This window comes from Rhodoferax sp. LB1P47, from assembly GCF_056521445.1.
The window spans coordinates 409,563-432,982 of the sequence record NZ_JBWMAU010000001.1 but is presented as its reverse complement, the minus strand read 5'-3'; the positions used below and the strand labels follow the sequence as shown (position 1 = coordinate 432,982).

The window sequence follows — 23,420 nt, the reverse complement described above, 5'->3', positions numbered from 1 at the left end:
GGACGCAGCGCCCTTTGTGTCGCCCGTTGGGCGCACCGGGGGCTTGCGTCTAGTCCTGTGCGTATACAAAGAGCTTGAATCCAGCCTCTACACTGCCATTTGTAAGTATTTAAACCAACAACCCCAGGAGCAAAAAATGGAAGACATCGTCATCGTTGCAGCGGCCCGTACCGCTGTGGGTAAATTTGGCGGTAGCCTAGCCAAGACCCCGGCCACCGAACTCGGTGCCCACGTCATCAAGGAAGTTTTGGCCCGTAGCGGCCTGAGCGCCGACCAAATCGGTGAAGTCATCATGGGCCAGGTGTTGGCCGCAGGTGCCGGCCAAAACCCGGCCCGCCAGTCGGTATTGAAGGGCGGCCTCGACCAAGGCACCCCCGGCCTGACCATCAACGCCGTCTGCGGCTCCGGCCTTAAAGCCGTGATGCTGGCAGCCCAGGCCGTGGCCTATGGCGACAGCGAAATCGTGATTGCCGGTGGCCAGGAAAACATGAGCGCCAGCCCCCACGTGCTGCTGGGCAGCCGCGACGGCCAGCGCATGGGCGACTGGAAGATGACCGACACCATGATCGTGGACGGCCTGTGGGACGTGTACAACCAGTACCACATGGGCATCACCGCTGAAAACGTGGCCAAAAAATACCGCATCACCCGCGACATGCAAGACGCGTTGGCCTTGGCCAGCCAGCAAAAGGCCGCTGCGGCACAAGAAGCCGGTCGCTTTGTGGCGGAGATAGCTCCGTTTAGCATTGCCCAGCGCAAGGGCGACGCTATCGTCTTCTCGGCAGATGAGTTCATCAACAAGAAGACCACCGCCGAAGCCCTGGCCGGCCTGCGCCCCGCTTTCGACAAAGCCGGTGGCGTAACCGCTGGCAATGCATCCGGCCTGAACGACGGCGCTGCCGCCGTGATGGTGATGACGGCCAAGAAGGCCGCCGCCCTGGGCCTGACCCCGCTGGGCCGTATCGCCAGCTTTGCCACCACCGGCCTGGACCCCGCCATCATGGGCATGGGCCCGGTGCCTGCATCCACCAAAGCCCTGGCCCGTGCGGGCTGGAAGGCGCAAGACCTGGACCTGCTGGAAATCAACGAAGCCTTCGCCGCCCAAGCCTGCGCCGTGAACAATGAAATGGGCTGGGACACCAGCAAGGTCAACGTCAACGGCGGCGCCATCGCCATCGGCCACCCCATCGGTGCGTCTGGCTGCCGCATCTTGGTGACGCTACTGCACGAAATGGTACGCCGCGATGCCAAGAAGGGCATTGCCTCGCTGTGCATCGGCGGTGGCATGGGCGTTGCTCTCACGATCGAAAGGTAGCGCACCCCCAGGCTACGCTGCGCTGCGCCAACCCCCTTGCAGGGGGCGATACCAGTGGCCTGGCAAAGCCAGTTCCACGGTATCTCTGGTGGTTTTGCGTTCTGTCTGAAACTCACGGCACGGTAGTTGTCAGCGACACATTGGTAATTTATTTTTTACAACAATAGGACATTGGAGATAAACATGACTCAAAAAGTAGCGTACGTCACGGGTGGCATGGGTGGCATTGGGACCGCCATTTGCCAGCGTTTGCATGCAGACGGTTTCAAGGTGATTGCCGGTTGCGGCCCCACCCGCGACCACGCCAAGTGGATTGCCGAGCAAGCGGCGCTGGGCTTTACCTTTTACGCTTCAGCGGGCAATGTCGGCGCGTGGGAGTCCACCGTCGAAGCCTTCGCCAAGACCAAGGCCGAGCACGGCATGATTGATATTTTGGTGAACAACGCCGGTATCACCAAGGACCGCATGTTCTTGAAGATGTCGCGTGAAGACTGGGATTCGGTGATCGAAACCAACCTGAACAGCATGTTCAATGTCACCAAGCAGGTGGTGGGTGACATGGTGGAAAAGGGCTGGGGCCGCATCATCAATATCAGTAGCGTCAACGGCGAAAAAGGCCAGGCCGGCCAAACCAACTACTCGGCAGCCAAGGCCGGTATGCACGGTTTCTCGATGGCCCTGGCGCAAGAGCTGGCCACCAAGGGCGTGACGGTCAACACCGTCAGCCCTGGCTACATCGGCACCGACATGGTCAACGCCATCCGTGAAGACGTGCTGGCCAAGATCGTGGCCCAGGTTCCGGTCAAGCGCTTGGGCAAGCCCAGCGAAATCGCCTCCATCATCGCCTGGCTGGCATCCGAAGAAGGCGGCTACGCAACCGGCGCGGATTTCTCGGTCAACGGTGGTTTGCACATGGGCTGAAGGCTTCGGCCACGGTTTCTCAAAAAACCCGCTTCGGCGGGTTTTTTTATGGCATGTTTATTTGCTATAATTTATATAGCTTATTACGTAAGTTATATATGCGCTAGAAGCATATTTTGTATATATTTTCGCCCCCGATCCCGATGGCCCATTCGGGCATGATTCGCCACCGTGAAGAAACTTCTGTACGCACTTCTTTGGCTGCTGGCTGCATCGGCCAGCCCCGCCGCGCCGCCTGTGTTTGAAGACACGATCGCCCAGCGCACCCAGGCCTGCACCGCCTGCCACGGCAAAGAGGGCCGGGCCGCCAGCGACGGCTACTACCCGCGCATTGCGGGCAAACCGGTGGGCTATCTGTACCACCAGCTGCTCAATTTTCGCGACGGCCGCCGCCACTATGGGCTGATGGTGCAGATGGTCGATCCGCTTAGCGATGCCTACCTCCTGGAGATCGCGCAGTATTTCTCCCAGCTTGATTTGCCGTACCCCGCGCCCCGGCCCAGCAACGCCACTGCCGAGGTACTGCGCCGGGGCCAGGCGCTGGTGCAGCAGGGCGATGCCACGCGGCAGATACCTGCCTGCGTGCAATGCCACGGCGCTGCGCTCACCGGCGTGGCCCCGAATATCCCCGGCCTGCTGGGTCTGCCGCGCGACTACCTGAATGCCCAACTCGGGGCCTGGCGCACCGGCCAGCGCCGGGCCCATGCGCCCGACTGCATGGGCGCGGTGGCGCGCCAGCTCAACCCGGACGAGGTGCATGCCGCCACCAGCTGGCTGGCGGCGCAACCGCTGCCCGCCAACACCCACCCCGCCACCGTGCGGCCACCTGCTGCCTTGGCGATGGCGTGTGGGAGTGCACCGTGAAGAAAATCGCCCTCGGCCTGGGTGCGCTGTTGCTGGGCATGGCCGCCCTCGTGTGGCTGCTGAACACGCGCGACGAGCCCGATCTGTCGGCGGCCACCGTTCCATCCACGCCCGAACTGCTGGCGCGCGGCGCATACCTGGCTACGGTGGGCAACTGCGCCGCCTGCCACACGGTGCGTGGCGGCACGCCGTATGCGGGCGGGCGCGGCATTGACACGCCGTTTGGCACGGTCTACAGCAGCAACCTCACGCCCGATGTGCAGACCGGCATCGGCAACTGGTCGCCTGCGGAGTTCTGGCGGGCGCTGCACAACGGGCGCTCCAAAGACGGGCGGCTGCTGTACCCGGCGTTCCCGTACCCCAGCTACACCACGGTGACCCGCGCCGACTCAGATGCGCTCTACACCTACCTGCACAGTCTGCCCGCCACACAGCAGCCCGCAGCCCAGCCCACCACAACGCACGCACTGCGCTGGCCGTTCAACCAGCAGGCCGCATTGGCGGTGTGGCGGGCGCTGTATTTCAGCCCGGGCAACTTCCAGCCGGAACCCGCGCAGTCTGCCGCGTGGAACCGGGGTGCGTATTTGGTGAATGGCCTGGGCCATTGCGCCGCCTGCCACACCCCGCGCAACGCCTTGGGTGGCAGCGATGTGCGCCGCGCCTGGGCCGGTGGGGTGGTAGACGGCTGGGTGGCGCCCGCGCTCACCTCGCCCCTTGAAGCCGGGGTGCAGAGCTGGCCGCTGGCCGACACCGTGCGCCTGCTGCACACCGGCGTGGCCCCGCAGGGCACGGTGCAAGGCCCGATGGCCGAGGTGGTGCTGCGCAGCACCCAGTTCTGGTCGGCAGACGATCTGGCCGCCACCGCCAGCTACTTGCAAGCACTGCCGCAAATTCCACTGCCACTGGTGCGTCTGCCTGCGGCCACCCCCCGCCTGGCCGAGCGCGGTGCCAAGCTGTACGAGCAGCGCTGTGCCGAATGCCACGGCGCGCAGGGCCAGGGCGTGGCCGGTGCGTATCCGGCGCTGGCGGGCAACCGCGCCGTCACCCTGGCAAACCCCGCCAACCTGGTGCAAAGCGTGCGCAACGGCGGCTTTGCCCCGGCCACCGCAGGTAACCCGCGCCCGTTTGGCATGCCGCCGTTTGTGCTGGTGCTGAACGATGCCGACATTGCCGCCGTGTTGACCCATATCCGCACCGCGTGGGGCAACCAGGCGGCGGCCGTGACCGAGCTGGAGGTGACCCACCAGCGCTGATTTCTCCCCTAAAAGGAGGATGCCCGCGTCGCCTTGCGTGCCCACAATCCCAAGTTTTCCCTCTAGGAGACTGGCATGGACACACTTTTGGTACGGGGCCGCCAAGGCCCCGAAGTTGCAGCGCTGTGCACGGCGCTGTCCAGAGAACTGGGCGCGGATGCCCAGGCCTTTCCCGGATTGGCCTCGGGCGACGAGATGACGGTGGACGTAGAAGCCGCCGCCCGCCGCTGGCAGTCGGGCGTGGGGCTGGTGTCCGATGGGGTGGTGGGGCCGTACTGCCTGCAACTGCTCGGCCTGCGCCCGGCCCCCCAGTTTGAGGTGCCACTGACGCTGGAGCTGGTGCGCCAGCTGTTCCCCGCCACCAAGCCCGCCAACATCGCCCGCTACCTGCCTTACGTGGCCGCCGCGCTGGACGCGCTGGGGCTGACCGACTGGCCCACCGTCTGTGCCGCCCTGGGCAGCATCCGCGCCGAGACCGAGGGCTTTTTGCCGATCTCGGAATTCCAGTCGCAGTTCAACACCGCGCCGGGCGGCAAGCCGTTTGGCCTGTACGAGCCCGGCACCGGGCCGGGCAAGCGCGTGGGCAACACCCAGGCGGGCGACGGTGCGCGGTTCAAGGGGCGCGGCTTTGTGCAGCTGACCGGGCGCGACAACTACACCCGCTACGGCCGCGCGCTGGGCATCGACCTGGGCGTGGCGCAAGCCAGCAATGCCGATCTGGCCAATGCCCCGGAAATTGCCGCCCTGTTGCTGGCGCGGTTTTTGGCCGACAAAGCCGTGCCGCTGCGGGCCGCGCTGGCGGCGGGCAATTTGGCCGCTGCGCGCAAGCTGGTGAACGGCGGCTCACACGGGCTAGACCGCTTCAAGGACGTGTTTGCCCGGGCCGACAGGCTGCTGGGCATCGCCTCCCCCAAAGTGGGTGCTGCCAAAGTGTCCAAGGCCGCCAAGGCCGTCCAGCCCCCCAAGCTGGGAGCCGAGCGCCAGCTCAAGGTGCGCAAAGACCCGATTGACCTGCATGACCGCGTCTACCAACCGCCGCCGCTGGGCTTGCTGGCGGCTTACCCCACCGATGCCGACATCCAGAAATACCTGCCCGCCTACACCGCCGCCGGGCTGATTTTGGACCAGGGCAACGAGGGCGCATGCACCGGTTACGGCCTGGCCTGCGTGGTGAATTACCTGCGCTGGACCAAGGCGGCGGGCACAGAAGAAGTGGCCTCCGTCAGCCCGCGCATGCTCTACAACTACGCCCGCCGCTACGACGAATATGCGGGCGAAGACTACAGCGGCTCCAGCTGCCGGGGGGCACTCAAAGGCTGGTTCAACCACGGGGTTTGCCTAGAGGATTTCTGGCTCCGCGATGAGCCGCAGCCGCGCTACGGCTTTGCCCAAAACGCTACCGACCAGACCCTGGGCGTGTACTACCGCATTGCGCTGCAATCCATCACCGACCTGCAAGCCGCCATCCAGGCCGTGGGGGCGGTGTTTGTGTCGGCCATGACGCACGGCGGCTGGCACGCGGTGCTGCAAACCCCGGCCATTCCTGGCGGGCACAAAGACCTGCCGCTGATCCCCTTCGATGGCCGCCCGGCCGATGGCGGGGGGCACGCGTTTGCGCTGGTGGGCTTCAACACCCAGGGCTTCATCGTGCAGAACTCGTGGGGCAGCGGCTTTGGCATGGGCGGCTTTGCGGTGCTGGGCTATGCCGACTGGCTGGCCAACGGCATGGATGCCTGGGTGGTGGCGCTGGGTGTGCCCGGCGTGGTGGAAGGGCGCATTTGCTTCAACGCCCCGGCGGGCGCGGGCATGGCGGGTGGTGCCAACACCAGCCTGTGGTGGAGCACCGACCAGGCCTACCAGCACAGCGTGGTGTTAGGCGACGATGGCCGGGTCAAGCGCTACCTGACCGAAGATGCACTCAGCCGGACCCTGGCCCACCAGGTCTGCGCGTTGCCAGATGCCTGGTTCCGCGACCCGGCCCACGGCCCGCTGGAGGGTAAAAAACGCCTCGTCATCTACGCCCACGGTGGCCTCAACAGCGAGCGCGATGCCATCCAACGCGCCCGCGCTATGGGCCGACACTTCGAGGCCAATGGCTGCTACCCGCTGTTCCTGGTCTGGAAGACCGGGCTGCTGGAATCCATCGTCGGCCTGCTGCGCAAGCAGAGCCGCGAAGAACCGGCACTGGCCGGTAGCTGGCTGGAGGAGCTGGCCGAGAAGGTCACCGAAAAAACCGACCTGGCCATCGAATCCACCATCGGCCGCAGTCTGGTGCGGCCGATCTGGACGCAAATGAAAGACGTGGCCGAGCTGGCGTTTGCCACCCGGCGCGGCGGCGAGCAAATCATCCGCGCCTTGCAGCAGCTGCTGGACACCTGGGGCGAGCAGCTAGAGATCCATCTGGTGGGCCATTCGGCCGGCTCCATCTTGCTGGGCCACATGCTGGACAGCCTGGCCCACCGCCAGGTGCCGATGCAGACCATCCCCTCCATCCAGCTCTTTGCCCCGGCCTGTAGCGTGGCCTTTGCCAACCAGCACTATGGCCACAACCCGCAGGTGATGCAGCGGCTGCACATGAGCCTGCTGTCTGACCCGCTGGAGCGTGCCGACAATGTGGCGGGCATCTACCGCAAGTCGTTGCTGTACATGGTGTCAGGCGCGCTGGAGGCGGATTTGCGCACGCCCATTGCGGGCATGGCCAAGGCCTACGGCAACGAAGATGCTGGCTGGGACGGCAGCTCCAGCACCCATGAAAGCCTGAAGCTGTGGCGGCGTGCGGTGCGCGATGCCCAGCTGGAAAAGTCGGGCCGCTGGACGCTGGTCAAAACCGCCACCGTGCCTACCGCCGCGCTGCCCGGCGCAGCCCAGGTGCTGATTCCCGCCGACCACGGCAGCTTCGACAACAGTATCGCCACCATCACCCGCACGCTGGAGGTGGTGCGGGGCGGCAAGCTGCTGCAAGCGGTGGACGACTTGCGGGGTTTCTAGCGGGCTGGGGGCGGGCAGAGGGCCAAAGCTTGTACAGTTTTGGCAGCTCTTAAGGTTTCTATGTCCACACCCTTGCTCCAGGCCAATGGCCGTGCGTTTGCGCATATTGCCCAGTTTCACCCCGAGTTGACGGCCCTGCGCCGCGATCTGCATGCCCACCCGGAGCTGGGGTTTGAAGAGGTCTACACGGCAGACCGCGTGGCCCAGGCGCTCACATTGTGCGGCGTGGACGCGGTACACACCGGCATTGGAAAAACCGGCGTGGTGGGCATCATCCACGGGCGCAGCAACCACAGCGGCAAGATGATTGGCCTGCGCGCCGACATGGACGCGCTGCCCCTGCCCGAGCTGAACGACTTCGCCTGGAAATCTGCCAAAAGCGGCCTGATGCACGGCTGCGGCCATGACGGCCACGTGGCCATGCTGGTGGGCGCGGCCCGCTACCTGGCCGAGACCCGCAACTTCGACGGCACGGTGGCGCTGATCTTCCAGCCCGGCGAAGAGGGTTACGCCGGGGCCAAGGCGATGATCGACGACGGCCTGTTTGCGCGCTTTCCGGTGGATGCCGTGTTTGCCATGCACAACTGGCCCCACATGCGGCCCGGCACCATTGGCCTGAATGCGGGCGCGATGATGGCCGCGTCGGACCGCGTCACCATCGAGATCACCGGCCGGGGCGGCCACGGCGCGCACCCCTACCAAAACGTAGACCCGGTGCTGGTGGCGGCGCATGTCATCACCGCCCTGCAAAGCGTGGTGTCGCGCAATATTCGCGCCATCGACAGCGGGGTGGTCAGCATCTGCGCGGTGCAGGCGGGCGACCTGGGGGCCATGAGCGTGGTGCCCGGCAAGGCCACGCTGGTGGGCACGGTGCGCACCTTCAACCCGGCCGTGCAGGAGCTGATTGCGCGGCGCATTACCGAGCTGAGCAGCGCCGTGGCCCTGGGCTTTGGGGCCACCGCCTCGGTGCAGTACGAGCGCCTGTACCCGCCCACCATCAACAGCCCCGCCGAGGCGCAGTTCATGGCGCAGGTGGCCGAGGGCCTGGTGGGGCCCGGGCAGGTGGTGCGTGACCTGGACCCCAGCATGGGCTCAGAAGACTTCTCTTTCATGCTGCAAGCCAAACCCGGGGCCTACATGCGCATCGGCCAGGGCGTGGAAAACGGCGTGGGCAGCTGCGCCCTGCACAACAGCCGCTACGACTTCAACGACGCGATTTTGCCGCTGGGGGCGGCCATGCACGCCAGCCTGGCGGAGCAGTTCATGCCACTATCATAATAATAGCTACTGACGCAGGTGGAGTGTGCGCTAGAGCCCTATTTGGTTTGAATTCCGCCAGCCCCGCCGCACAGGGTAGGGCACAGGTACAGATCGTTGGGTACGCCTTCCACCAGCGTCAACGTGTAGCCCCGGCATAGATTGCCCTGCACAGCGGTGACATGGTAGGTGCCCACCGGCAATGCCAGCTCCACCAGGGGCCCGGCATCGTCGGCGGTGAATACCCGCTGGCCTTGCAGGGTGTCGATGTGCAGGCGCAGCGGGCCTTCGGGTTTGGCCTGCGGGGCGTACAGGCTGCGCAGCCAACACCACCATTCCAGCGGCGCAGCAAACAGCACCCATCGCACGGTGGGGTCGGCGGCGGCGTGGATCACCAAACGGGTATCTGGCAGCAGGGTGGAGCGGGGCAGGTTGGACATGGCGCTATCTTGCTCGCCTACCCGCCCTTTGCCTGCGTCACTTCTGTGCTGCTGTGTTGCATATGTCATAACCGCTCACCCCCAGGCTGTAGTGCTGCGCATCTTTCGCCAACCCCCTTGCTGGGGGCAACACCAGCAGCCTGGCAAAGCCAGATCTGCGGTGTTTCTGGCGTGCGTGCGTTCTGGCTGTGTGGCGGGTTGCTATGTGTCATAAGGGGTTCTTTACCGGTTTGAGCAACAAGGCCAGGGCCCGGGCCAGCTCGTCACGCTGCATGGGTTTGGTCAGCAGGCGCGATACCCCGGCCGTGGCGGCCCGTTGGGCCAGCGAGGCACCGCCGTAGCCGCTGACCATCAGGATCGGCAACGTGGGGGCAACGGTGCGTATCGCCTCGGTGAGCTGGATGCCGGTGAGCCCGGGCATCACTTCATCGGTGACCACGGCGGCAAAGCGCAGCGGGTCGTTGCGCAGCGCTTGCAGGGCGGCCCGAGGGTCGGTAAAACCCACCGGCTGGTAACCCAACGCGGTAAACATTTCCACTGCCAGCGCCACCAGGGTGGGCTCGTCGTCTACCACCAGCAGGGTTTGCCCATCCCCGGCGGAGGTGGGCGGGGCCGTGGTGGGGCTGGGGCCGGGTGCACTGGTGCATTCGGGGAAGTACAGGGTAAAACGCGCCCCCTTGCCGGGTTGGCTGTATACGTCGATGGCACCGCCAAATTCGGCCACCACGCCATGCACCACGGCCAGCCCCAGCCCGGTGCCCGCGTGGGCGCTGCGGGTGGTGAAGAAGGGTTCAAACAGCCGCTCCATCACCTCGGGTGTGATGCCGCTGCCCTGGTCGGATACGGTCAGCACCAGGTAGGGCCCGGCGGCCAGCTGGGTGTGCGACAGCACCCTGCGTGTGAGCACCTGCTGGCGCACCAGTTGTACCTGCACCTGGCCACCGCCGGGCATGGCTTGCATGGCGTTGGTACACAGGTTCATCACGGCTTCAAAGGCCTGCGTGGGGTCGCCGCGCAGCAGTTTGCCGGGGGCATCCAGCCCGCGCTCCAGCACGATGCCGGGGCGCAAGGTGGCGGCCAGCAGGGTCAGTACTTCGGCGACGATGGGTTGCAGCGCAAACACGGTAGATGCGCAGCCGCCGCCTTTGCCAAACGACAAGATGCGCTCCACCAGCGCCTTGCCGCGCATCGCCGCACCCAGCACTTTGTCGAGGTGCCGCGCCTGGGCGCTGCCGGGTGCGGCGGCATCTTGGGCCATTTCGCCAAAGCCGACGATGGCCGCCAGCACGTTGTTGAAATCGTGTGCCACGCCGCCCGCCAGCTCGCCCAGCGATTCGAGTTTGTTGGCCCGCGACATCTGGGTTTGCAGCGCGGCCTGGGCGGCGGCGCGGCGCTGGTTGGCGCGCAGCACCAGGTGGGCCGATGCGGCCAACACGGTCAACAGCAGCGCCATGCCCACGGCCGTGAGGGTGGCGGCTTCGTGCCAGGCCACCAGCACCACGTCCAGGTCGCGGGTCAGCACCACTTCCAGGCCGTAGCGCTCCAGGCTGTGCAGGGCGACCAGGCGCTCGGCCCCGTCGGGCATGCGGCGCAATTGGGTGTCTCGCTGGGTGGCCAGGTGGCGGGCGATGGTGGCCTCGTCCCATTGGGAGTTGTTGACCACACCACCGGCCAGCAGCACACCGTCGCGGCGAAACACGGCCATGCGCGCATCGGCAGCCGGCTTGGCCACCGAGAACGCGCCCAGCAGCGCCTCGGCCCGCATGGTGGCAAATATCCAGCCGGCCGGTGCGCCCAAAGCATCGTTAAACGGCACGGCCAGCGTTACCAGCGGAGTCTGGGTGCGCGGGTCCAGAAAGGGGCGGCTGACGGCAACCGCTTCTGGCTCCAGCTGGTTCAACCCCGGCGCAAAGCTGTCCATGCCCGGCAAGGGGGTAGGGGCCGATGTCGCCAGCCCCAGGCCATTGCGGTCCACCAGGGACAAGGTGTCCACCATCGCCATCAGTTCGGTGCGGGTTTGCAGCGCCCGGGCGGCAGCCGTGCCCACGATGGGCAGGTGGCCCTCGCCCAGCTCCACTTGGATGGCGCGCAGCCCGGCGTTCATGCCGCGCAGCTCGCGGTGGATTTCATCGGTCAAGGCCAGCGACAGCAGGTTGAGCTCGCGCGACTGGCTGCGAATGGCCTCGCTCCGCAGATGCCCCAAGGCCACCCCGGCTGCCAGCACCAGCGCCAGCCCCAGGCCGATGGCCACCAACCACAAACGTGGCACCGTGGCCGCTATCTTTTGCCAAATACGTTGCATACTTTCCCTGTTGCGCTGGCCGAGCCATGCAAGTTGTTTCACGTTAAAACCTGCGCCGAATCTGATTGTGAGCCCACCGATGTCCGCCTCTACCGCCCCGCATATTCTAGTAATTGACGACGATCCGACCATCCGCGAGCTGGTGGTCGAATACCTCAGCGACAACGACCTGCGCGTCAGCGCCGCCGCCTCGGGCGCCGAGATGTTTGCGCTGATCGACCGCGAGGCCATCGACCTGGTGCTGCTCGACCTGAAGCTGCCCGGCGAAGACGGCATGCAACTGGCCCGCACCCTGCGCGAACGTGCCAGCGTGCCCATCATCTTTCTGACCGGCCGCAACGAAGAGGCCGACCGCGTGATGGGCCTGGAGCTGGGCGCCGACGACTACGTTACCAAGCCCTTCAGCCCGCGCGAACTGCTGGCCCGGGTGCGCGCCGTGCTGCGCCGCTACCAGGTGCAGGCCACCCTGCCCGAGCGCGACAACAGCCGCCGCGCGTTCCGCTTCTCGGGCTGGGAGCTGAACCTGCGCACCCGCCGCCTGGTGTCGCCCTTGGGCGTGTCGGTAGAGCTGTCAAACGGCGAATTCAGCCTGCTGGGGGCAATGTGCCGGGCCCCGCAGCGGGTGCTGTCGCGCGACCAGTTGCTGTCGATGTCGCGCCTGCACGAAGCCGAGGTCTACGACCGCACCATCGACGTACAAATCCGCCGCCTGCGCCTCAAGGTAGAGCTGGATTCGGCTAACCCCACGCTGATCTTGACCGAGCGCGGCGCGGGCTACCTGCTGGCCAGCGAGGTGGAAACGCTGTACTAACGGTAGGCGCTGGTCGAGAACATGCGGATCTTGCTGTACGCGCGGTCTACGCCGGGCACGGTGCTGGCCACATAGCGGGCCTTGCCCTCCGAGATCGGCCCCTGGGTCCAGCCGGACAGTGTCACCGTACCGTTGTCGGCCGCCACCGTCACGTTTTTCACTGCATTGCCAAGTTGGCTGGTGAGGGCGTTGTGTACCTCTGTCGCCAGCGCTTCGTCAGGGGAGGGGGCTGCGGTGGCGGGCAGGCTGCTGGCCATCAAAAAAGGGCCTGCCGCAAGGGCTAGCAGGGTGGATGCCGCGAGGCGTTGGAATGTGGGGGCCATAGTCGTTCCTGGAGGTTGTCGCAACCCCTGTGGTGCGATGGCTGATCTTCTGGGTGTGGCAATGCAGCTATGTGACGGGATGCCGTGGGTGCATTGCATTTGTCATGGGCGCCAGCACGACATAAAACGACACAAACCGATACCGCCCCGAGAGGACGCACGGCCGGCACCACGGCACGATGGGAACCCTTGGGACTGGGCATCTAGTCCTGACACTGTTGAACCACACTTTGTACAAGGACCCACACCATGCGATTCCACCTTAAAAGCATCTTGAAACGCAGCCTCATTGGCATCTTTGGCGCCAGCATTCTCGTGGGTGGCCTGAGCGCCTGCGCGGGCCGTGGCGAGCACCGCTGGGGCGGCCCGATGACGGAGCAGCGCAGCGCCGAATTTCGCGCCAAGATGATCGAGAAAGTCGGCAAAAAGCTCGATCTGAACGACGCGCAAAAGCAACTGCTGGGCACCCTGAGCGACACCCTGCAAGCCCAGCGCAAAGCCCTGGTGGGCAGCAGCACCGACCCGCGTGCCGACCTACAGGCGCTGGTGGCGGGCCCGCAGTTTGACCGCAGCAAGGCCCAGGCGCTGGTGGAAGAAAAAACCGCCGCCCTGCGCAGCCAAAGCCCGGCAGTCATCACCGCAGCCGCCAACTTCTTTGATGCGCTGAACCCGATGCAGCAACAGCAAATACGTGACTTCATGCAACACCGTGGGGGCTGGTGGCACCGGGGATGACAATCCAGCATGCCCAAAATACTGCTGATTGACGACGATGCCGAACTCGGCGGGCCGCTGGGCGTGTACTTTGCGCGGTTTGGCCTGGCGTTGGAATGTGCCTTGACCCCCAGCGCCGGGCTGGCCCTGCTGCGCCAGGGGGGCTTTGATGCGGCCATTCTGGACGTGATGCTGCCGGAGATGGACGGCTTTGCCCTGTGCCGCGCCATCCGCAAAGACAGCGACATTCCGCTCATCATGCTCACCGCCCGTGGCGATGTGATGGACCGGGTGGTGGGCCTGGAGCTGGGCGCAGACGACTACCTGCCCAAACCCTTCGAGCCGCGCGAGCTGGTGGCCCGCCTGCTGACCGTGCTGCGCCGCCAACGGCTGCCCAGCGACGCGCACCGGCTGGTGTTTGACGGCCTGGCGATCGACCTGGACACCCGCAGCGTGCTGCGCGGCCAGGATGCGCTGGACCTGACCAGCACCGAATTTGAGTTGCTTACCCTGCTGGCCCGCGAGCCCGGCAAAGTGTTCAGCCGCGACGACATCCTGAACCGCCTGCGCGGCCACGAGGCCGACCTGCAAACCCGCGCCGTAGACCTGCTGGTCAGCCGCCTGCGCAAAAAGTTGGAACCACTGGATTGCATCAAAACCTGGCGCAATGCTGGATATTCCCTGGCAGTGGCCCGTGTTTAAACGTATCCGTGGTGCCATCCATGCGGTGCGCCATTCGCTGCGCTGGCGGCTGGTGGTGCTGTTTATGGGCCTGGCGCTGACCATGTCGGTAGTGTTCGTGGTCGGCATGCAAAAAGCCTTTTCGGTTGGCTGGCGCGATGCCGCCTTGCCGCTGATGGCCGACTATGTGGACCATCTGGTGACCGACTTGGGCAGCCCACCCCGTATTGACCGCGCCCAGACGCTGGTGCAGCGCCTGCCGCTGTCGGTGCGCCTGGACGGCCCCCTGGTGCACTGGAACTCACACCCCGACAAAATCGAACCCGCATGGCTGCACCGCGATGAGATGCAAGGCATGCACAAACTGCTGACGCGCACCACGCCCGATGGCACCCGGGTGGTGCTGGGCTGGGGCGATATGGGCAGCTTGCAGCAGTCGCGCCAGCCGATTCTCTGGGCCACCCTGGCCGTCTTGCTGTTGCTGACCGGTGTGGCATTTGCGGTGGTGCGCCGCCTGCTGCGTCCGCTGGAGGCTATCCGCCAAGGCACGCAGCGTTTTGGCGCGGGGGATTTCAGCCAGCCCATACCGTTACTCAGGCGCGACGAGCTGGGCGATCTGGTCCAACACATCAACACGATGGCACACGACATCCACGCCATGCTGGAAGCCAAACGCGGCCTGCTGCTGGCCATCAGCCACGAACTGCGCTCACCCCTGACCCGCGCACGGCTCAATACCGAGCTGCTGCCCGAGACGGCCGACGTGCAGCCCCTGCGCGACCCCCTGCTGCGCGACCTGCAATTGATGCGTGACCTGATCAGCGACCTGCTGGAGAGCGAGCGCCTGGCCAGCCCGCACGCCGCCCTGCACCTGGAGCCCACCGATCTGGCGGCGCTGGTGGCCGAGATGGCCAGCGCTGATATTGCGCTCTATACCGAACCCCACCTACCCCTGTGGCCGCTGGACCGTGTGCGCATCCGCCTGCTGCTGCGCAACCTGCTGGACAACGCCCGCCAGCACGGTCAGGGTGTGATTGAGGTGCATCTGGCACAGGTCGATGGCGGGCTGCAACTGCGGGTGCGTGACTTTGGTCCCGGCGTGGCCGAGGCGCAATGGGCGCAATTGGCCCAACCGTTTTACCGAGCCGACGCAGCCCGCCAGCGCGGCACCGGCGGGGTCGGGCTGGGGCTGTATCTGTGCCGCCTGGTGGTGCAGGCGCACGGCGGGTGGCTCACGCTGCGGCCCGCCCAGCCAGGGCTGGAAGCGGTGGTGGATTTACCTAAGCGCTGAGCTAGCGCGTGCGGGCGAGTTGCGCGCTCAGGCCTTGCAGCTGCTGGGTAAATTGCGCCACGTCTGGCCCGGCCATGTGGGTAAATAACTCTGCGGCGATGGCCGTGTGGTGCTGTCGAAAGCGTTCGCAGGCGGCGCGCCCGGCGGGGGTCACTTGCAACCGGTAGCTGCGTTTGTCGTCCGGGCTGTCCTCGCGCACCAGCATGCCCTGCCGGTCCAGTTCTTTGATGAGCCGTGCCACCTGGCCTTTGTCGCGTGCACTGAGTTCCACCAGAGTTTGCTGGCTGGCGCCAGGGTGGGCCAGGCAATGGGATAGCAGCCGCATCGCCATCGGCGTGAGGGTGTCGCCGGTGTCGCGCAGCGCACTGCCCATGCGGGCCTTGATGCCTTCGAACAGGTCGATGAACGCATCCAGCGCGGCCACGCTGACCGGATCGGGAGAGGGCTTGTGGGATGTTTTTTTGGTTGACATGTGCAACTATATTGGATTACATTGTTGATATTGTCAACAATAGCACAAGCACCATGCCATCTTCTTCTGCCCCTTTGGTTTCTACCCCCACCCCTATCCCTGCACCTGCTTCCAAGCTGCGCCGCCTGTTGCCGGTGCTGCTGATCCTGCCGACCATCGGGCTGCTGCTCAGCGGCTTCATTACCTGGACGAATGTGGGTTTTAGCGCAGATTTTCTGCACCGCTGGATGCGCGGATTTTTGTCGGCCCTGCCGGTCATGGTGCTCAGCTTCATGCTGATGGGCGGGCTGGACCGGGGTGTGCAGCGCATCTTCGCGGGGCTGCCGCAGGTGCTGCGCAAGACCATTCTGGCGTTTGTGACCGCCTGCATGATGGAGTTTTTGCTGGCCAGCGCCGTGACCCTCAGCAACGTGGGCTGGAGCAGCAGTTTCCCGGCGGCTTGGCTGGCGGCGTTTTTGAAGTCCTTGCCTTTGGGCATGTGCATTGGTTTGCTGATGGGTTTTGTGGTGAAGCCGCGCATTGACCGCATGCTGGCGGGGTAACGCCTAGGCTGCTAGGCGCTAGCCCGGTGGGGGCGCGCCTAAAACTTGCTGTGCCCAGCGGGGGAGTGGTGCTACTTTTTCTTGCGTCCAGTCGCGCTTGCACACGGCCACCAAGGCATGTGTGCCGGGTGCAACATCCTGTGCATCGTATAAAACTGCCACATCCGCCAACCGCACCGCCCGGGTCAGGTTTTCTACAGTACGGGGGTAGCGGGCCAAAATCCGTTCGGCGGGCACGGCATGCCCGCCTTCGGTAATGCGCCCAGCCACACGGGCCAGCAGGTGCTGTGGGTCATCCAGGCACACGACCAGCAGCATCACCAAAAAGCCCTGTGCTTGGGCCTCTTCAATCAACGCCAATTTGGAGACATGCGAAAAAACGGTTTCGCTGACAAACGACTGGCCTGCTGCCAGCAGTGTCGCCCGCCGTGCGTCTGCCCATAGCCGTGCTTGTTCAGACCGGGCTTGCGGGTCGGCGATGTGCTGTAAATGGGCCGCTTCATGCAAGTCGGCGTTGACGAATTCGGCCTGGGTTGGCACCGTACCGGCCAGCACCAGCGCCTTGTAGAGCGTGGACTTTCCTGCGCCATTGGGGCCTGCCAGCAAATAGAAAACCGGTTTGACGGCGTTGGTCGCGGCCTGCGCCATATCAGGCGACTGCCTTGCGTGCGTTGCGCTGGTTGCTGGCAATCACTTCGCGGACCCGCTGCGCCAGGCTGCCATCGTCTTGTGCGGCCACAAATTGGGCCAATAGGTTGTCTGCCTGGTTTGCCTGGACTGGGGGGGGCGCCGTCTCATACCCCTCAATCGCCGTGCGCGCCTCTTGCACGGTTAGGCCCGAGTGCTCGGCTACGCGGCCCAGGGTGGCCCAATATTCGATCTGCCCGGCCACCGAGCGGCGCAGCGGCTGGGCGGCTTCGCGGGCTTGCTGCACCAGGGCGGAGGGGAGTTTGACGGAGGCGAAGGCAGTGGACATGGGTAATCTCCTTTATGGCGCATTTTGCGCCATAAAGGAGATGAATGCCTTATTCGGCTGGAAACCTCAGCCTTCCAGCCGAAAGTGGCCGCTGCGCAGCAGCGCTTCGCTGTCGGCACGGGCGACGCGTTGCACTGGCTGGGCGGCCGAGAAGAGGTAGCTGCGCCCGGTGCTGGGGCCGCGCACCTGCACGGCGGAGCGGGCCAGGTATCGCAGGTTCTGGCTGCCCAGGCTGGCGGGCGTGGTGGCCGACGCTGGTGCGGGTGCGGGTGTTTTAGCGAACGCGGTGAATCGGTCCGGGGTGGGTGGTGGGGCGGTGCGGCTCGGCAGCCGGGTCGTCGCCAGGGTTTCGCGTTTCTGTCCACAGCAGCCCATCGCAGTCTCCTTCCAGGTTGGTAAATGGCGGTGCTGGGGTGGGCCCCAGCCGTTCCAGCAGGCAGGCCGCGCCCGACAGGCCTAACCAGGCCAGCAGCCATTCCAGCGGGGTGCGGGCCACGGTCAGGGCGAGGGGGGCGGCCAGCCACAGGCTCAGGCAGTAAAAGCAGTCCAGCATCTGGCCCCACACACCCTGGCCTGCCGCCGTGCGCAGGCGCAGCACGGCATTCCACGGCCCATCTTCCAGGGCCAGCAGGTGGGCCAGCCGCCAGGTGGTCAAGGCGGCTAGCACGGCGTGGAACCAGGGGGTGTCCATGCTCATTCGGGCAGGTCGTTGCAGATTTTGACCGGCCACTCGGCGTAGACGAAGTGCGTTCCACCGGGGCGTACCGTGCGGTCGCACACCGCCAGGTGGAAGGTGTAGACGCAGCAGCTGCCACGTGGGGTGGTAAACGCATCATCCACCGTGTAGGGCATAAAGGCTTTGCACTTCGGGTCGATGGCGCGCAGGTCGAACAGGGCCAGTACACCCAGCATGGGCGGGGCCATGACCACGCCGCAGCGGGTGCCGGGGTCCCCCACCCGCGAGGTGCCAGAGAAGCAGCCACCGCCGGGGCCGGGCACCGGGATGTTGAGCGCCGGGCCGCCCTGTTTGGTGACCGACAAGGTGTAGTGGTCAAAGTTGTCGTTCGGCCGGGTGAGCGGCAGCAGCTCGTCGATGTATTCGTCGTAGGCAATGCCCGAGATGGGCAGGCTCCAGGGCACGCTGCAATCTGGCGGCTGGGCGAACTTGCTGACGCGCAAGTCGGCGCACTGGGGCACGGCATCGATACGGATCAGCGCACTCAGCGGTTTGTTGTCCAGCCAGACGCGCTGGATGTCGTAATAGGTGCCGCCCAGGGTATCTTCTACCAGCAGGCGCAGGGTGTACAGGCCGCTGAGCTGGCAGCCACCGATGTGGCTGTTCCAGGCCGATGGCGACAGCAGCGCTTGCGGGTCGTCCAAAAAGCACCAGGGCGGAAAGGGCACGGGCACCAGGCAGTCCGCCGTCCAGTAGGCGGTGAGTGTCGAGCTGTCGGTGCGCATGTTGATGGCCCGGTACTGCGCGGGGGTGTTGAATTCAACCGACCAGAAGTTGCTCCAGCCCGGTGTGAAGCAATCGGATTCATAACCCGCCTTGTAGTCCAGCGTGTAGCGTTTGATTTTTTGCCGGTCGTCACAGCCGCCAATGAAGGCCGAGCCCAGCACCGCAATGCCGCCACCAAACGATGCTTCAAACGTGCCCGCCGGGCGGCTGCACAGGGCGGGCACAAAATCGATCAGCCGGGCTGCGGGGTCGGTCCAGGCAGAATCCAGCGCCGTGCTGCCGCCAATACCGAGGATGCGCACGTCCTTCTTGAACACCGAAAACACCGTCTGGCAGGGCACGGTGGACTGGTTGTTGCCAAACACCGTGACCCGCACAAAGTAGGTGCCCGCGTTCAGCAGGGTGGTGTTGAGGTAGCCCAGCAGGCCGCCCGCCACCGGGCTGCTGCCCTGCACGGTGCTGCCCGGTGGCACGGGGGGGTAGACAAAATCGCTGGCATGCCAGACCGCGCCGTTGAGCGACCATTCCAGCACATAGCGCACAAAGCCCATGCCGGCTGCCGTGCCGGTGATGGGTACGACCAGGGCCGGGATGGCCTGGTTGACTTCTTCGGCCACGCAGCCGTCCGGGCCGGTCAGGGCGCACTGTAGCGGGCGGAAGCACTCGCGCAGGCAGCGCCAGTAGCTGCGCAGGCAACGGGCTACGTCTACCAGGCTGCGGGCGCGGGCCAGGCAGCAGCCAAAGCGGATGGCGCACAGGCACCAGCAGCGGTAGAACCAGAACCACGGCTGGGCGCTGTGCAGCTTGAATGCGGCGGCCCCCAGCAGGGCCTGGGCGGTGTCTACCGTCAGCAGCCGCTCGAACACGGCAGCGGCTTCTTCCTCGCCCTCCTGGCAATCGACCTGGCCGCCGTCTATCGCTTCTGGCAGGCCCGCCGTGAAGTCCACCGTGGCCAGTTGGTCCGACAGGTAGGGCCGGTAGGCTTTGGCCAGAGCGGCAATCAGCGTGTCCAGGTCTTTGCGCTCGGTTGCGCTGAGCTGGCCGGGCGTGACCGGCGTGCCCAGCACTTCGCGCACGCACAGCCAGTAGCGGTACAGGTAGTAGGCCGATAACCGGAAGCTGCGCGGGCGGCGGCACAGCAGCCAGCCAAAAATAATGCAGCAGCGGATGTGCAGCAGGCCCCAGCGCCAGTTGTCGGTGGGGCCGAGCAGCTCGCGGGCCTGGGTGGGCAGCAGGGCCAGGGTGACTTTTTCATCGGCAAAGCGGCTGAACAGGCGCTGCGCCAGGGCGATTTCGGCCTCGCAGTCGGGCGCTTGTTGGGCGGCCTCTTTGTCCAGCGCTTGCAGGTCGTCGGCGCGTTGCAGGTCTTCTTGCAGGATGGGCCGGTAGACCCCGACCAGGGCCTCCAGCACCTGCTGGAATTCGGGGTTGTCGGGGCCGGGATCGTTAGGGTCAATGGCGCGTGGTGCAGTAGGGTCAACGGGCATAGGGGTCTCCTGTATTGGGCCTTGTATGGGCTGTTTCAATATAGGAGGCGGGCTGAAGCGCGTGTCCACCATTTGAAGGATGAATGCCGCTGCCCCAATGATTTGCTATTGTTTGTATAGCTATTGGTGCAGATGAAATAAGCGCTACGGGCTTATCTGCTTTGCATTTTGTTACAAGGCTTCGCCGCGTTTGAAGCGCTCGGTGGCGGCCACCAGTGCGCTGGCAATGCCGGGCTCCATCGCCGCATGGCCTGCCGCCTCGACCAGCTGGAAGCTGGCTTCCGGCCAGGCCTGGTGCAGCGCCCAGGCGGTGCAGGGCGGGCAGACCACGTCGTAGCGACCCTGGATGATCACGGCGGGCAGGTGGCGGATGCGGCCCACGTTGCGGATGAGTTGGTTGTCGGTAAAAAAGCCGCCATGCCGCATGTAGTGCGCCTCCAGCCGCCCTACGCCTAGGGCCACCGCGTCCGCGCTAAACGCGTCGGCCACCTCGGGCTGCGGCAGCAGGTGCAGGCAGTTGCCCTCGTAGCGGCTCCAGCTGCGGGCGGCGGCCAGGTTCTCGGTCGGGTCGTCGCTGAACAGGCGCTGCACATAGGCCGCCAGCAGGTCGCCGCGCTCGGCCTCGGGAATGTGGGCGACAAAGGCGGCGTGCTCTTGCGGAAAAAAGTGCCGGATGCCGTGCAGGAACCACTCCACCTCGGGCGGGGTACACAGAAAGATGCCGCGCAACACAAAGCCGGTGCAGTGTGCGGGGTGGGCCTGCCCGTAGGCCAGCGCCAGCGTGGAGCCCCAGGAACCGCCAAACACCAGCCATTGCGCAATGCCCAGCAGTTGGCGCAGTTGCTCGATGTCTTGCACCAGCAACTGCGTGGTGTTGTTGCGCACCTCGCCCAGCGGCGTGGACTGGCCCGCACCACGCTGGTCGAACAGCACGATGCGGTAGTAGGCCGGGTCAAAAAACCGCCGGTGCGTCGGTGACAGGCCCGCGCCCGGCCCGCCGTGCAAAAACAGCACCGGCACGCCGTCGGGGTTGCCACATTCCTCCCAGTACAGGGTGTGGATGGCGTCTACCGGCAACATGCCGGTGCGGTAGGGTTCTAGGGGCGGGTAGAGGCCGGTCATGGGTTACTCCTGTTTTAATAGCTGCTTGCGCAGGTGGAATATGCGCTAGAGGCTTATTTTGCTTGAAATCTGGTGTGCAGCCCGGTGGAGATGGGCAATGCAGTGGCGGATAGCGGGGGACACCACCGCGTCGCTGCGCACGATGGCTCCCACCGTCAGCGGGTAGCCGCCTTCGGCGATGGGCACTACCGACAAAAACGGGGCCGCCATAGGGTGGGTGGCGATTTGCTGGGGCATCAGGCCGATGAAATCCCCGGTGGCCACCAGCGACAGCAGCGCCAGGGTGGAGTTGACCACCGCGCCCACCGGTGGCGCGGTCAGGCCGTGGTGCTCGTACAGCAGCTTGGCGTAGCCGGTGTCGCTGGCGGTGCTGTTCGATGCGCCGGTATAGACCCATTTTGCCGAGGCCAGTTCGGTCAGCGATGTGGCCTGTGCCAGCGGGCTGCCCTTGCGCACCACCACCACCATGCTGGTGCTCAGCAGCGGCTCGACGATGAACTCACCCGACGACAGCCCGGTGGGGATGCCGCTGATGGCAATGTCCACATGCCCGGCGCGCAGGCGCTGCATTTGGGCCAGGTACAGCTCTTCGCTCACGCGCAGCTGGATGTCAGGGAATTCGCGGCCAAAGGTGCGCAGGGTCTCAGGTATCAGCAGCATCACCGCCAGCGGCACAGCCCCGATGTGCAGGGTACCCACCATCTTGCCGCTGAGCTGGCTGATTTCATCGACCGCCGTACCCAGCTCCTTGCAGACCGTCAGCGCCCGCTCGTACAGCGCCTTGCCCTGGGCGGTGGGCAGCACCCCCTTGGAGGTGCGCACCAGCAGGGTGGTGGACAGCTCCAGCTCCAGCTCGCGGACCATCTTGGTCATGGCCGGTTGCGATACCTGCATGCGCTTGGCGGCACTGCGCAGGCTGCCTTCGTCGATGGTGGCGATCAGGGCGCGGAGGGTGGCGAGCTTCATGGTTAACCCTAGTGTCGTGATAACTCTAGGTTATCACGGGCCTGAAATCAACATCTTCCGAAACCAGGGTGCGGTTCGCACAATCCGTCCGCTTAACTAGTCCATCGCCTAACGAAAAACGGAGACACCCCTGATGTCGATTCTTTCCAAATCCCTCTTTGCCGCCGCCCTGTGCGCTGGCATAGCTACCGGCGCAGCCGCCCAGGAAGTCACCCTCAAGGTGCACCACTTCCTGCCAGCGGGCTCGTATGCGCAAACCATGTTCATCCAGCCCTGGTGCGACCGCATCGCCAAAGAATCGGCCAACCGCATGAAGTGCCAGATCTACCCGTCCATGCAACTTGGCGGCACGCCACCGCAGCTGATCGACCAGGTGCGCGACGGTGTGGTCGATGTGATCTGGACACTCACCGGCTACACCCCCGGCCGCTTTCCGCTGGTCGAAGTGTTCGAGCTGCCCTTCATGATGCAAAGCCCCGAAGGCACCAGCAAGGCGCTGTGGGACTACGTGGGCCAGTACGCGCCGCTCGAGTTCAAAGACCTGCACCCGCTGGCTTTCCATGTGCACGGCGACGGCGTGTTCCACATGGTCAACAAGCCCATCAAAACCCTGGCCGACCTGAAGGGCCTGAAGCTGCGCGCCCCCACCCGCCAGACCAACAAGCTGCTGGCTGCTTTGGGCGCGACGCCGGTCGCCATGCCCGTGCCCCAGGTGGGCGAGGCGCTGGCCAAAAGCGTGATCGACGGCGCGCTGGTGCCCTACGAAGTGGTGCCGTCGGTGAAGATCCAGGAGCTGGTCAAGTTCCACAGCGAAACCGACCCCACCGAGGCCGCCATCTACACCTCGACCTTCGTGTTTGCCATGAACAAGGCCAAGTACGAAGCCCTGCCCGCTGACCTGAAAAAGGTGCTGGACAACAACAGCGGCCAGGCCCTGTCGGGCCAGATCGGCAAGGTCTTTTTGCAGGCCGATGCCGAGGGCAAGAAGACCACCGCCAAAAACACCACCAACGTGATTGGCAAGGCCGAGCTGGAAAAGTTCCAGGCCGTGGGCCAGACCGTCACCGATGCCTGGGTGAGCGACATCACCGCCAAAGGCGCTAACGGCAAGCAGTTGCTCGATGGAGCCCGCGCCCTCATCGCCAAACACGCCAAGTAACTCCCCGACCCATTTCTCCCTGGCCCGCAGGGGCCGGGATGTCTGCGCCTTATCCATTTTGAGAAACCGTTAGC

The 23,420-nt window shown here is 65.3% G+C and carries 23 protein-coding genes; 12 read left to right on the top strand and 11 right to left on the bottom strand.

Going from position 1 to position 23,420, the window contains the following annotated elements:
• Positions 1-136 precede the first annotated feature (136 nt).
• The 6 genes from AC0969_RS02030 to AC0969_RS02005 all read left to right on the top strand — a co-directional run bounded on the left by AC0969_RS02030 (position 137) and on the right by AC0969_RS02005 (position 8,619).
• Entirely contained in the window at positions 137-1,315 is a 1,179-nt protein-coding gene (locus AC0969_RS02030) for an acetyl-CoA C-acetyltransferase (RefSeq protein ID WP_479622454.1), read from the top strand.
• 183 nt (positions 1,316-1,498) lie between these two features.
• Complete coding sequence (phbB, locus tag AC0969_RS02025; RefSeq protein WP_479622453.1) at positions 1,499-2,236, top strand: acetoacetyl-CoA reductase; 738 nt, start codon at positions 1,499-1,501, stop codon at positions 2,234-2,236.
• Positions 2,237-2,407: 171 nt separating this feature from the next.
• Positions 2,408-3,100: a c-type cytochrome gene (locus AC0969_RS02020; RefSeq protein ID WP_479622452.1), complete on the top strand. Its 693-nt coding sequence runs from the start codon at positions 2,408-2,410 to the stop codon at positions 3,098-3,100.
• 38 nt (positions 3,101-3,138) lie between these two features.
• The gene (locus tag AC0969_RS02015) at positions 3,139-4,353 is read left to right on the top strand and encodes a c-type cytochrome (protein WP_479622822.1); all 1,215 of its coding nucleotides are present in this window, start codon (positions 3,139-3,141) and stop codon (positions 4,351-4,353) included.
• Between the two features lie 75 nt (positions 4,354-4,428).
• Positions 4,429-7,341 carry a C1 family peptidase gene (locus tag AC0969_RS02010; protein WP_479622451.1) on the top strand — a complete coding sequence of 971 codons (2,913 nt, stop codon included), beginning with the start codon at positions 4,429-4,431 and terminating at the stop codon, positions 7,339-7,341.
• Positions 7,342-7,401: 60 nt separating this feature from the next.
• Complete coding sequence (locus AC0969_RS02005; protein ID WP_479622450.1) at positions 7,402-8,619, top strand: M20 aminoacylase family protein; 1,218 nt, start codon at positions 7,402-7,404, stop codon at positions 8,617-8,619.
• A 38-nt stretch (positions 8,620-8,657) separates the two neighbouring features.
• On the opposite strand, the gene AC0969_RS02000 is transcribed toward AC0969_RS02005, so the two are convergent.
• Together AC0969_RS02000 and AC0969_RS01995 are read right to left on the bottom strand one after the other, a co-directional pair.
• A complete protein-coding gene (locus tag AC0969_RS02000) occupies positions 8,658-9,038 on the bottom strand; it encodes a hypothetical protein (protein WP_479622449.1) in 381 nt (126 codons plus the stop codon).
• A 208-nt stretch (positions 9,039-9,246) separates the two neighbouring features.
• On the bottom strand, positions 9,247-11,340 hold the full coding sequence (locus AC0969_RS01995) for an ATP-binding protein (RefSeq protein ID WP_479622448.1): 2,094 nt from the start codon (positions 11,338-11,340) through the stop codon (positions 9,247-9,249).
• Positions 11,341-11,419: 79 nt separating this feature from the next.
• On the opposite strand from AC0969_RS01995, the gene AC0969_RS01990 reads away from it, so the two are divergent.
• On the top strand, positions 11,420-12,151 hold the full coding sequence (locus AC0969_RS01990) for a response regulator (RefSeq protein WP_479622447.1): 732 nt from the start codon (positions 11,420-11,422) through the stop codon (positions 12,149-12,151).
• Here the strand turns inward: AC0969_RS01990 and AC0969_RS01985 are convergent.
• The gene (locus AC0969_RS01985; protein WP_479622446.1) at positions 12,148-12,474 is read right to left on the bottom strand and encodes a BON domain-containing protein; all 327 of its coding nucleotides are present in this window, start codon (positions 12,472-12,474) and stop codon (positions 12,148-12,150) included. The two genes, AC0969_RS01990 and AC0969_RS01985, sit on opposite strands and share 4 nt — an antisense overlap.
• A 249-nt stretch (positions 12,475-12,723) precedes the next feature.
• Here AC0969_RS01985 and AC0969_RS01980 point away from each other — a divergent pair, with 249 nt between their 5' ends.
• From AC0969_RS01980 to AC0969_RS01970, 3 genes are read left to right on the top strand one after another with little or no spacing between them, the layout of a single operon-like run.
• The gene (locus AC0969_RS01980; protein ID WP_479622445.1) at positions 12,724-13,209 is read left to right on the top strand and encodes a Spy/CpxP family protein refolding chaperone; all 486 of its coding nucleotides are present in this window, start codon (positions 12,724-12,726) and stop codon (positions 13,207-13,209) included.
• Between the two features lie 9 nt (positions 13,210-13,218).
• Positions 13,219-13,890 carry a response regulator transcription factor gene (locus AC0969_RS01975; protein WP_479622444.1) on the top strand — a complete coding sequence of 224 codons (672 nt, stop codon included), beginning with the start codon at positions 13,219-13,221 and terminating at the stop codon, positions 13,888-13,890.
• Positions 13,883-15,160 (top strand): HAMP domain-containing sensor histidine kinase, encoded by a 1,278-nt coding sequence (locus tag AC0969_RS01970; protein ID WP_479622443.1) that lies wholly within the window; start codon positions 13,883-13,885, stop codon positions 15,158-15,160. Before AC0969_RS01975 ends, AC0969_RS01970 begins: the two co-directional genes overlap by 8 nt.
• A 1-nt stretch (position 15,161) precedes the next feature.
• On the opposite strand, the gene AC0969_RS01965 is transcribed toward AC0969_RS01970, so the two are convergent.
• The gene (locus AC0969_RS01965; protein WP_479622442.1) at positions 15,162-15,632 is read right to left on the bottom strand and encodes a MarR family winged helix-turn-helix transcriptional regulator; all 471 of its coding nucleotides are present in this window, start codon (positions 15,630-15,632) and stop codon (positions 15,162-15,164) included.
• Between the two features lie 53 nt (positions 15,633-15,685).
• On the opposite strand from AC0969_RS01965, the gene AC0969_RS01960 reads away from it, so the two are divergent.
• Positions 15,686-16,174: a DUF2798 domain-containing protein gene (locus tag AC0969_RS01960; RefSeq protein ID WP_479622441.1), complete on the top strand. Its 489-nt coding sequence runs from the start codon at positions 15,686-15,688 to the stop codon at positions 16,172-16,174.
• An 18-nt stretch (positions 16,175-16,192) separates the two neighbouring features.
• Here the strand turns inward: AC0969_RS01960 and AC0969_RS01955 are convergent, their stop codons facing one another.
• The 7 genes from AC0969_RS01955 to AC0969_RS01925 all read right to left on the bottom strand — a co-directional run bounded on the left by AC0969_RS01955 (position 16,193) and on the right by AC0969_RS01925 (position 22,187).
• On the bottom strand, positions 16,193-16,822 hold the full coding sequence (locus tag AC0969_RS01955; protein ID WP_479622440.1) for an ATPase: 630 nt from the start codon (positions 16,820-16,822) through the stop codon (positions 16,193-16,195).
• A 1-nt stretch (position 16,823) separates the two neighbouring features.
• The gene (locus AC0969_RS01950) at positions 16,824-17,150 is read right to left on the bottom strand and encodes a TA system antitoxin ParD family protein (protein WP_479622439.1); all 327 of its coding nucleotides are present in this window, start codon (positions 17,148-17,150) and stop codon (positions 16,824-16,826) included.
• Positions 17,151-17,216: 66 nt separating this feature from the next.
• Positions 17,217-17,342, bottom strand: coding sequence for a hypothetical protein (locus AC0969_RS01945; RefSeq protein ID WP_479622438.1), 126 nt, complete (start codon positions 17,340-17,342; stop codon positions 17,217-17,219).
• Positions 17,343-17,424: 82 nt separating this feature from the next.
• Positions 17,425-17,847, bottom strand: a complete 423-nt coding sequence (locus AC0969_RS01940) for a DUF1360 domain-containing protein (protein ID WP_479622437.1) — start codon at positions 17,845-17,847, stop codon at positions 17,425-17,427.
• Positions 17,844-20,099 carry a hypothetical protein gene (locus AC0969_RS01935; protein ID WP_479622436.1) on the bottom strand — a complete coding sequence of 752 codons (2,256 nt, stop codon included), beginning with the start codon at positions 20,097-20,099 and terminating at the stop codon, positions 17,844-17,846. The genes AC0969_RS01940 and AC0969_RS01935 overlap by 4 nt, the downstream gene beginning before the upstream one ends.
• 171 nt (positions 20,100-20,270) lie before the next feature.
• Positions 20,271-21,221: a prolyl aminopeptidase gene (gene pip / locus AC0969_RS01930; RefSeq protein ID WP_479622435.1), complete on the bottom strand. Its 951-nt coding sequence runs from the start codon at positions 21,219-21,221 to the stop codon at positions 20,271-20,273.
• Positions 21,222-21,266: 45 nt separating this feature from the next.
• The gene (locus tag AC0969_RS01925; protein ID WP_479622434.1) at positions 21,267-22,187 is read right to left on the bottom strand and encodes a LysR family transcriptional regulator; all 921 of its coding nucleotides are present in this window, start codon (positions 22,185-22,187) and stop codon (positions 21,267-21,269) included.
• 133 nt (positions 22,188-22,320) lie between these two features.
• On the opposite strand from AC0969_RS01925, the gene AC0969_RS01920 reads away from it, so the two are divergent.
• A complete protein-coding gene (locus tag AC0969_RS01920) occupies positions 22,321-23,346 on the top strand; it encodes a TRAP transporter substrate-binding protein (protein WP_479622433.1) in 1,026 nt (341 codons plus the stop codon).
• Positions 23,347-23,420 lie beyond the last annotated feature (74 nt).

Coding starts and splice junctions, on each gene's coding strand:
- pip (WP_479622435.1), bottom strand. CDS start 21,221: ATGACCGGCCTCTACCCGCCCCTAGAACCCTACCGCACCGGCATGTTG.
- AC0969_RS02000 (WP_479622449.1), bottom strand. CDS start 9,038: ATGTCCAACCTGCCCCGCTCCACCCTGCTGCCAGATACCCGTTTGGTG.
- AC0969_RS01980 (WP_479622445.1), top strand. CDS start 12,724: ATGCGATTCCACCTTAAAAGCATCTTGAAACGCAGCCTCATTGGCATC.
- AC0969_RS01975 (WP_479622444.1), top strand. CDS start 13,219: ATGCCCAAAATACTGCTGATTGACGACGATGCCGAACTCGGCGGGCCG.
- AC0969_RS01965 (WP_479622442.1), bottom strand. CDS start 15,632: ATGTCAACCAAAAAAACATCCCACAAGCCCTCTCCCGATCCGGTCAGC.
- AC0969_RS02005 (WP_479622450.1), top strand. CDS start 7,402: ATGTCCACACCCTTGCTCCAGGCCAATGGCCGTGCGTTTGCGCATATT.
- AC0969_RS01920 (WP_479622433.1), top strand. CDS start 22,321: ATGTCGATTCTTTCCAAATCCCTCTTTGCCGCCGCCCTGTGCGCTGGC.
- AC0969_RS01925 (WP_479622434.1), bottom strand. CDS start 22,187: ATGAAGCTCGCCACCCTCCGCGCCCTGATCGCCACCATCGACGAAGGC.
- AC0969_RS02015 (WP_479622822.1), top strand. CDS start 3,139: ATGGCCGCCCTCGTGTGGCTGCTGAACACGCGCGACGAGCCCGATCTG.
- AC0969_RS01995 (WP_479622448.1), bottom strand. CDS start 11,340: ATGCAACGTATTTGGCAAAAGATAGCGGCCACGGTGCCACGTTTGTGG.
- AC0969_RS01935 (WP_479622436.1), bottom strand. CDS start 20,099: ATGCCCGTTGACCCTACTGCACCACGCGCCATTGACCCTAACGATCCC.
- AC0969_RS02010 (WP_479622451.1), top strand. CDS start 4,429: ATGGACACACTTTTGGTACGGGGCCGCCAAGGCCCCGAAGTTGCAGCG.
- AC0969_RS01950 (WP_479622439.1), bottom strand. CDS start 17,150: ATGTCCACTGCCTTCGCCTCCGTCAAACTCCCCTCCGCCCTGGTGCAG.
- AC0969_RS01990 (WP_479622447.1), top strand. CDS start 11,420: ATGTCCGCCTCTACCGCCCCGCATATTCTAGTAATTGACGACGATCCG.
- phbB (WP_479622453.1), top strand. CDS start 1,499: ATGACTCAAAAAGTAGCGTACGTCACGGGTGGCATGGGTGGCATTGGG.
- AC0969_RS01940 (WP_479622437.1), bottom strand. CDS start 17,847: ATGAGCATGGACACCCCCTGGTTCCACGCCGTGCTAGCCGCCTTGACC.
- AC0969_RS01985 (WP_479622446.1), bottom strand. CDS start 12,474: ATGGCCCCCACATTCCAACGCCTCGCGGCATCCACCCTGCTAGCCCTT.
- AC0969_RS01960 (WP_479622441.1), top strand. CDS start 15,686: ATGCCATCTTCTTCTGCCCCTTTGGTTTCTACCCCCACCCCTATCCCT.
- AC0969_RS01955 (WP_479622440.1), bottom strand. CDS start 16,822: ATGGCGCAGGCCGCGACCAACGCCGTCAAACCGGTTTTCTATTTGCTG.
- AC0969_RS02030 (WP_479622454.1), top strand. CDS start 137: ATGGAAGACATCGTCATCGTTGCAGCGGCCCGTACCGCTGTGGGTAAA.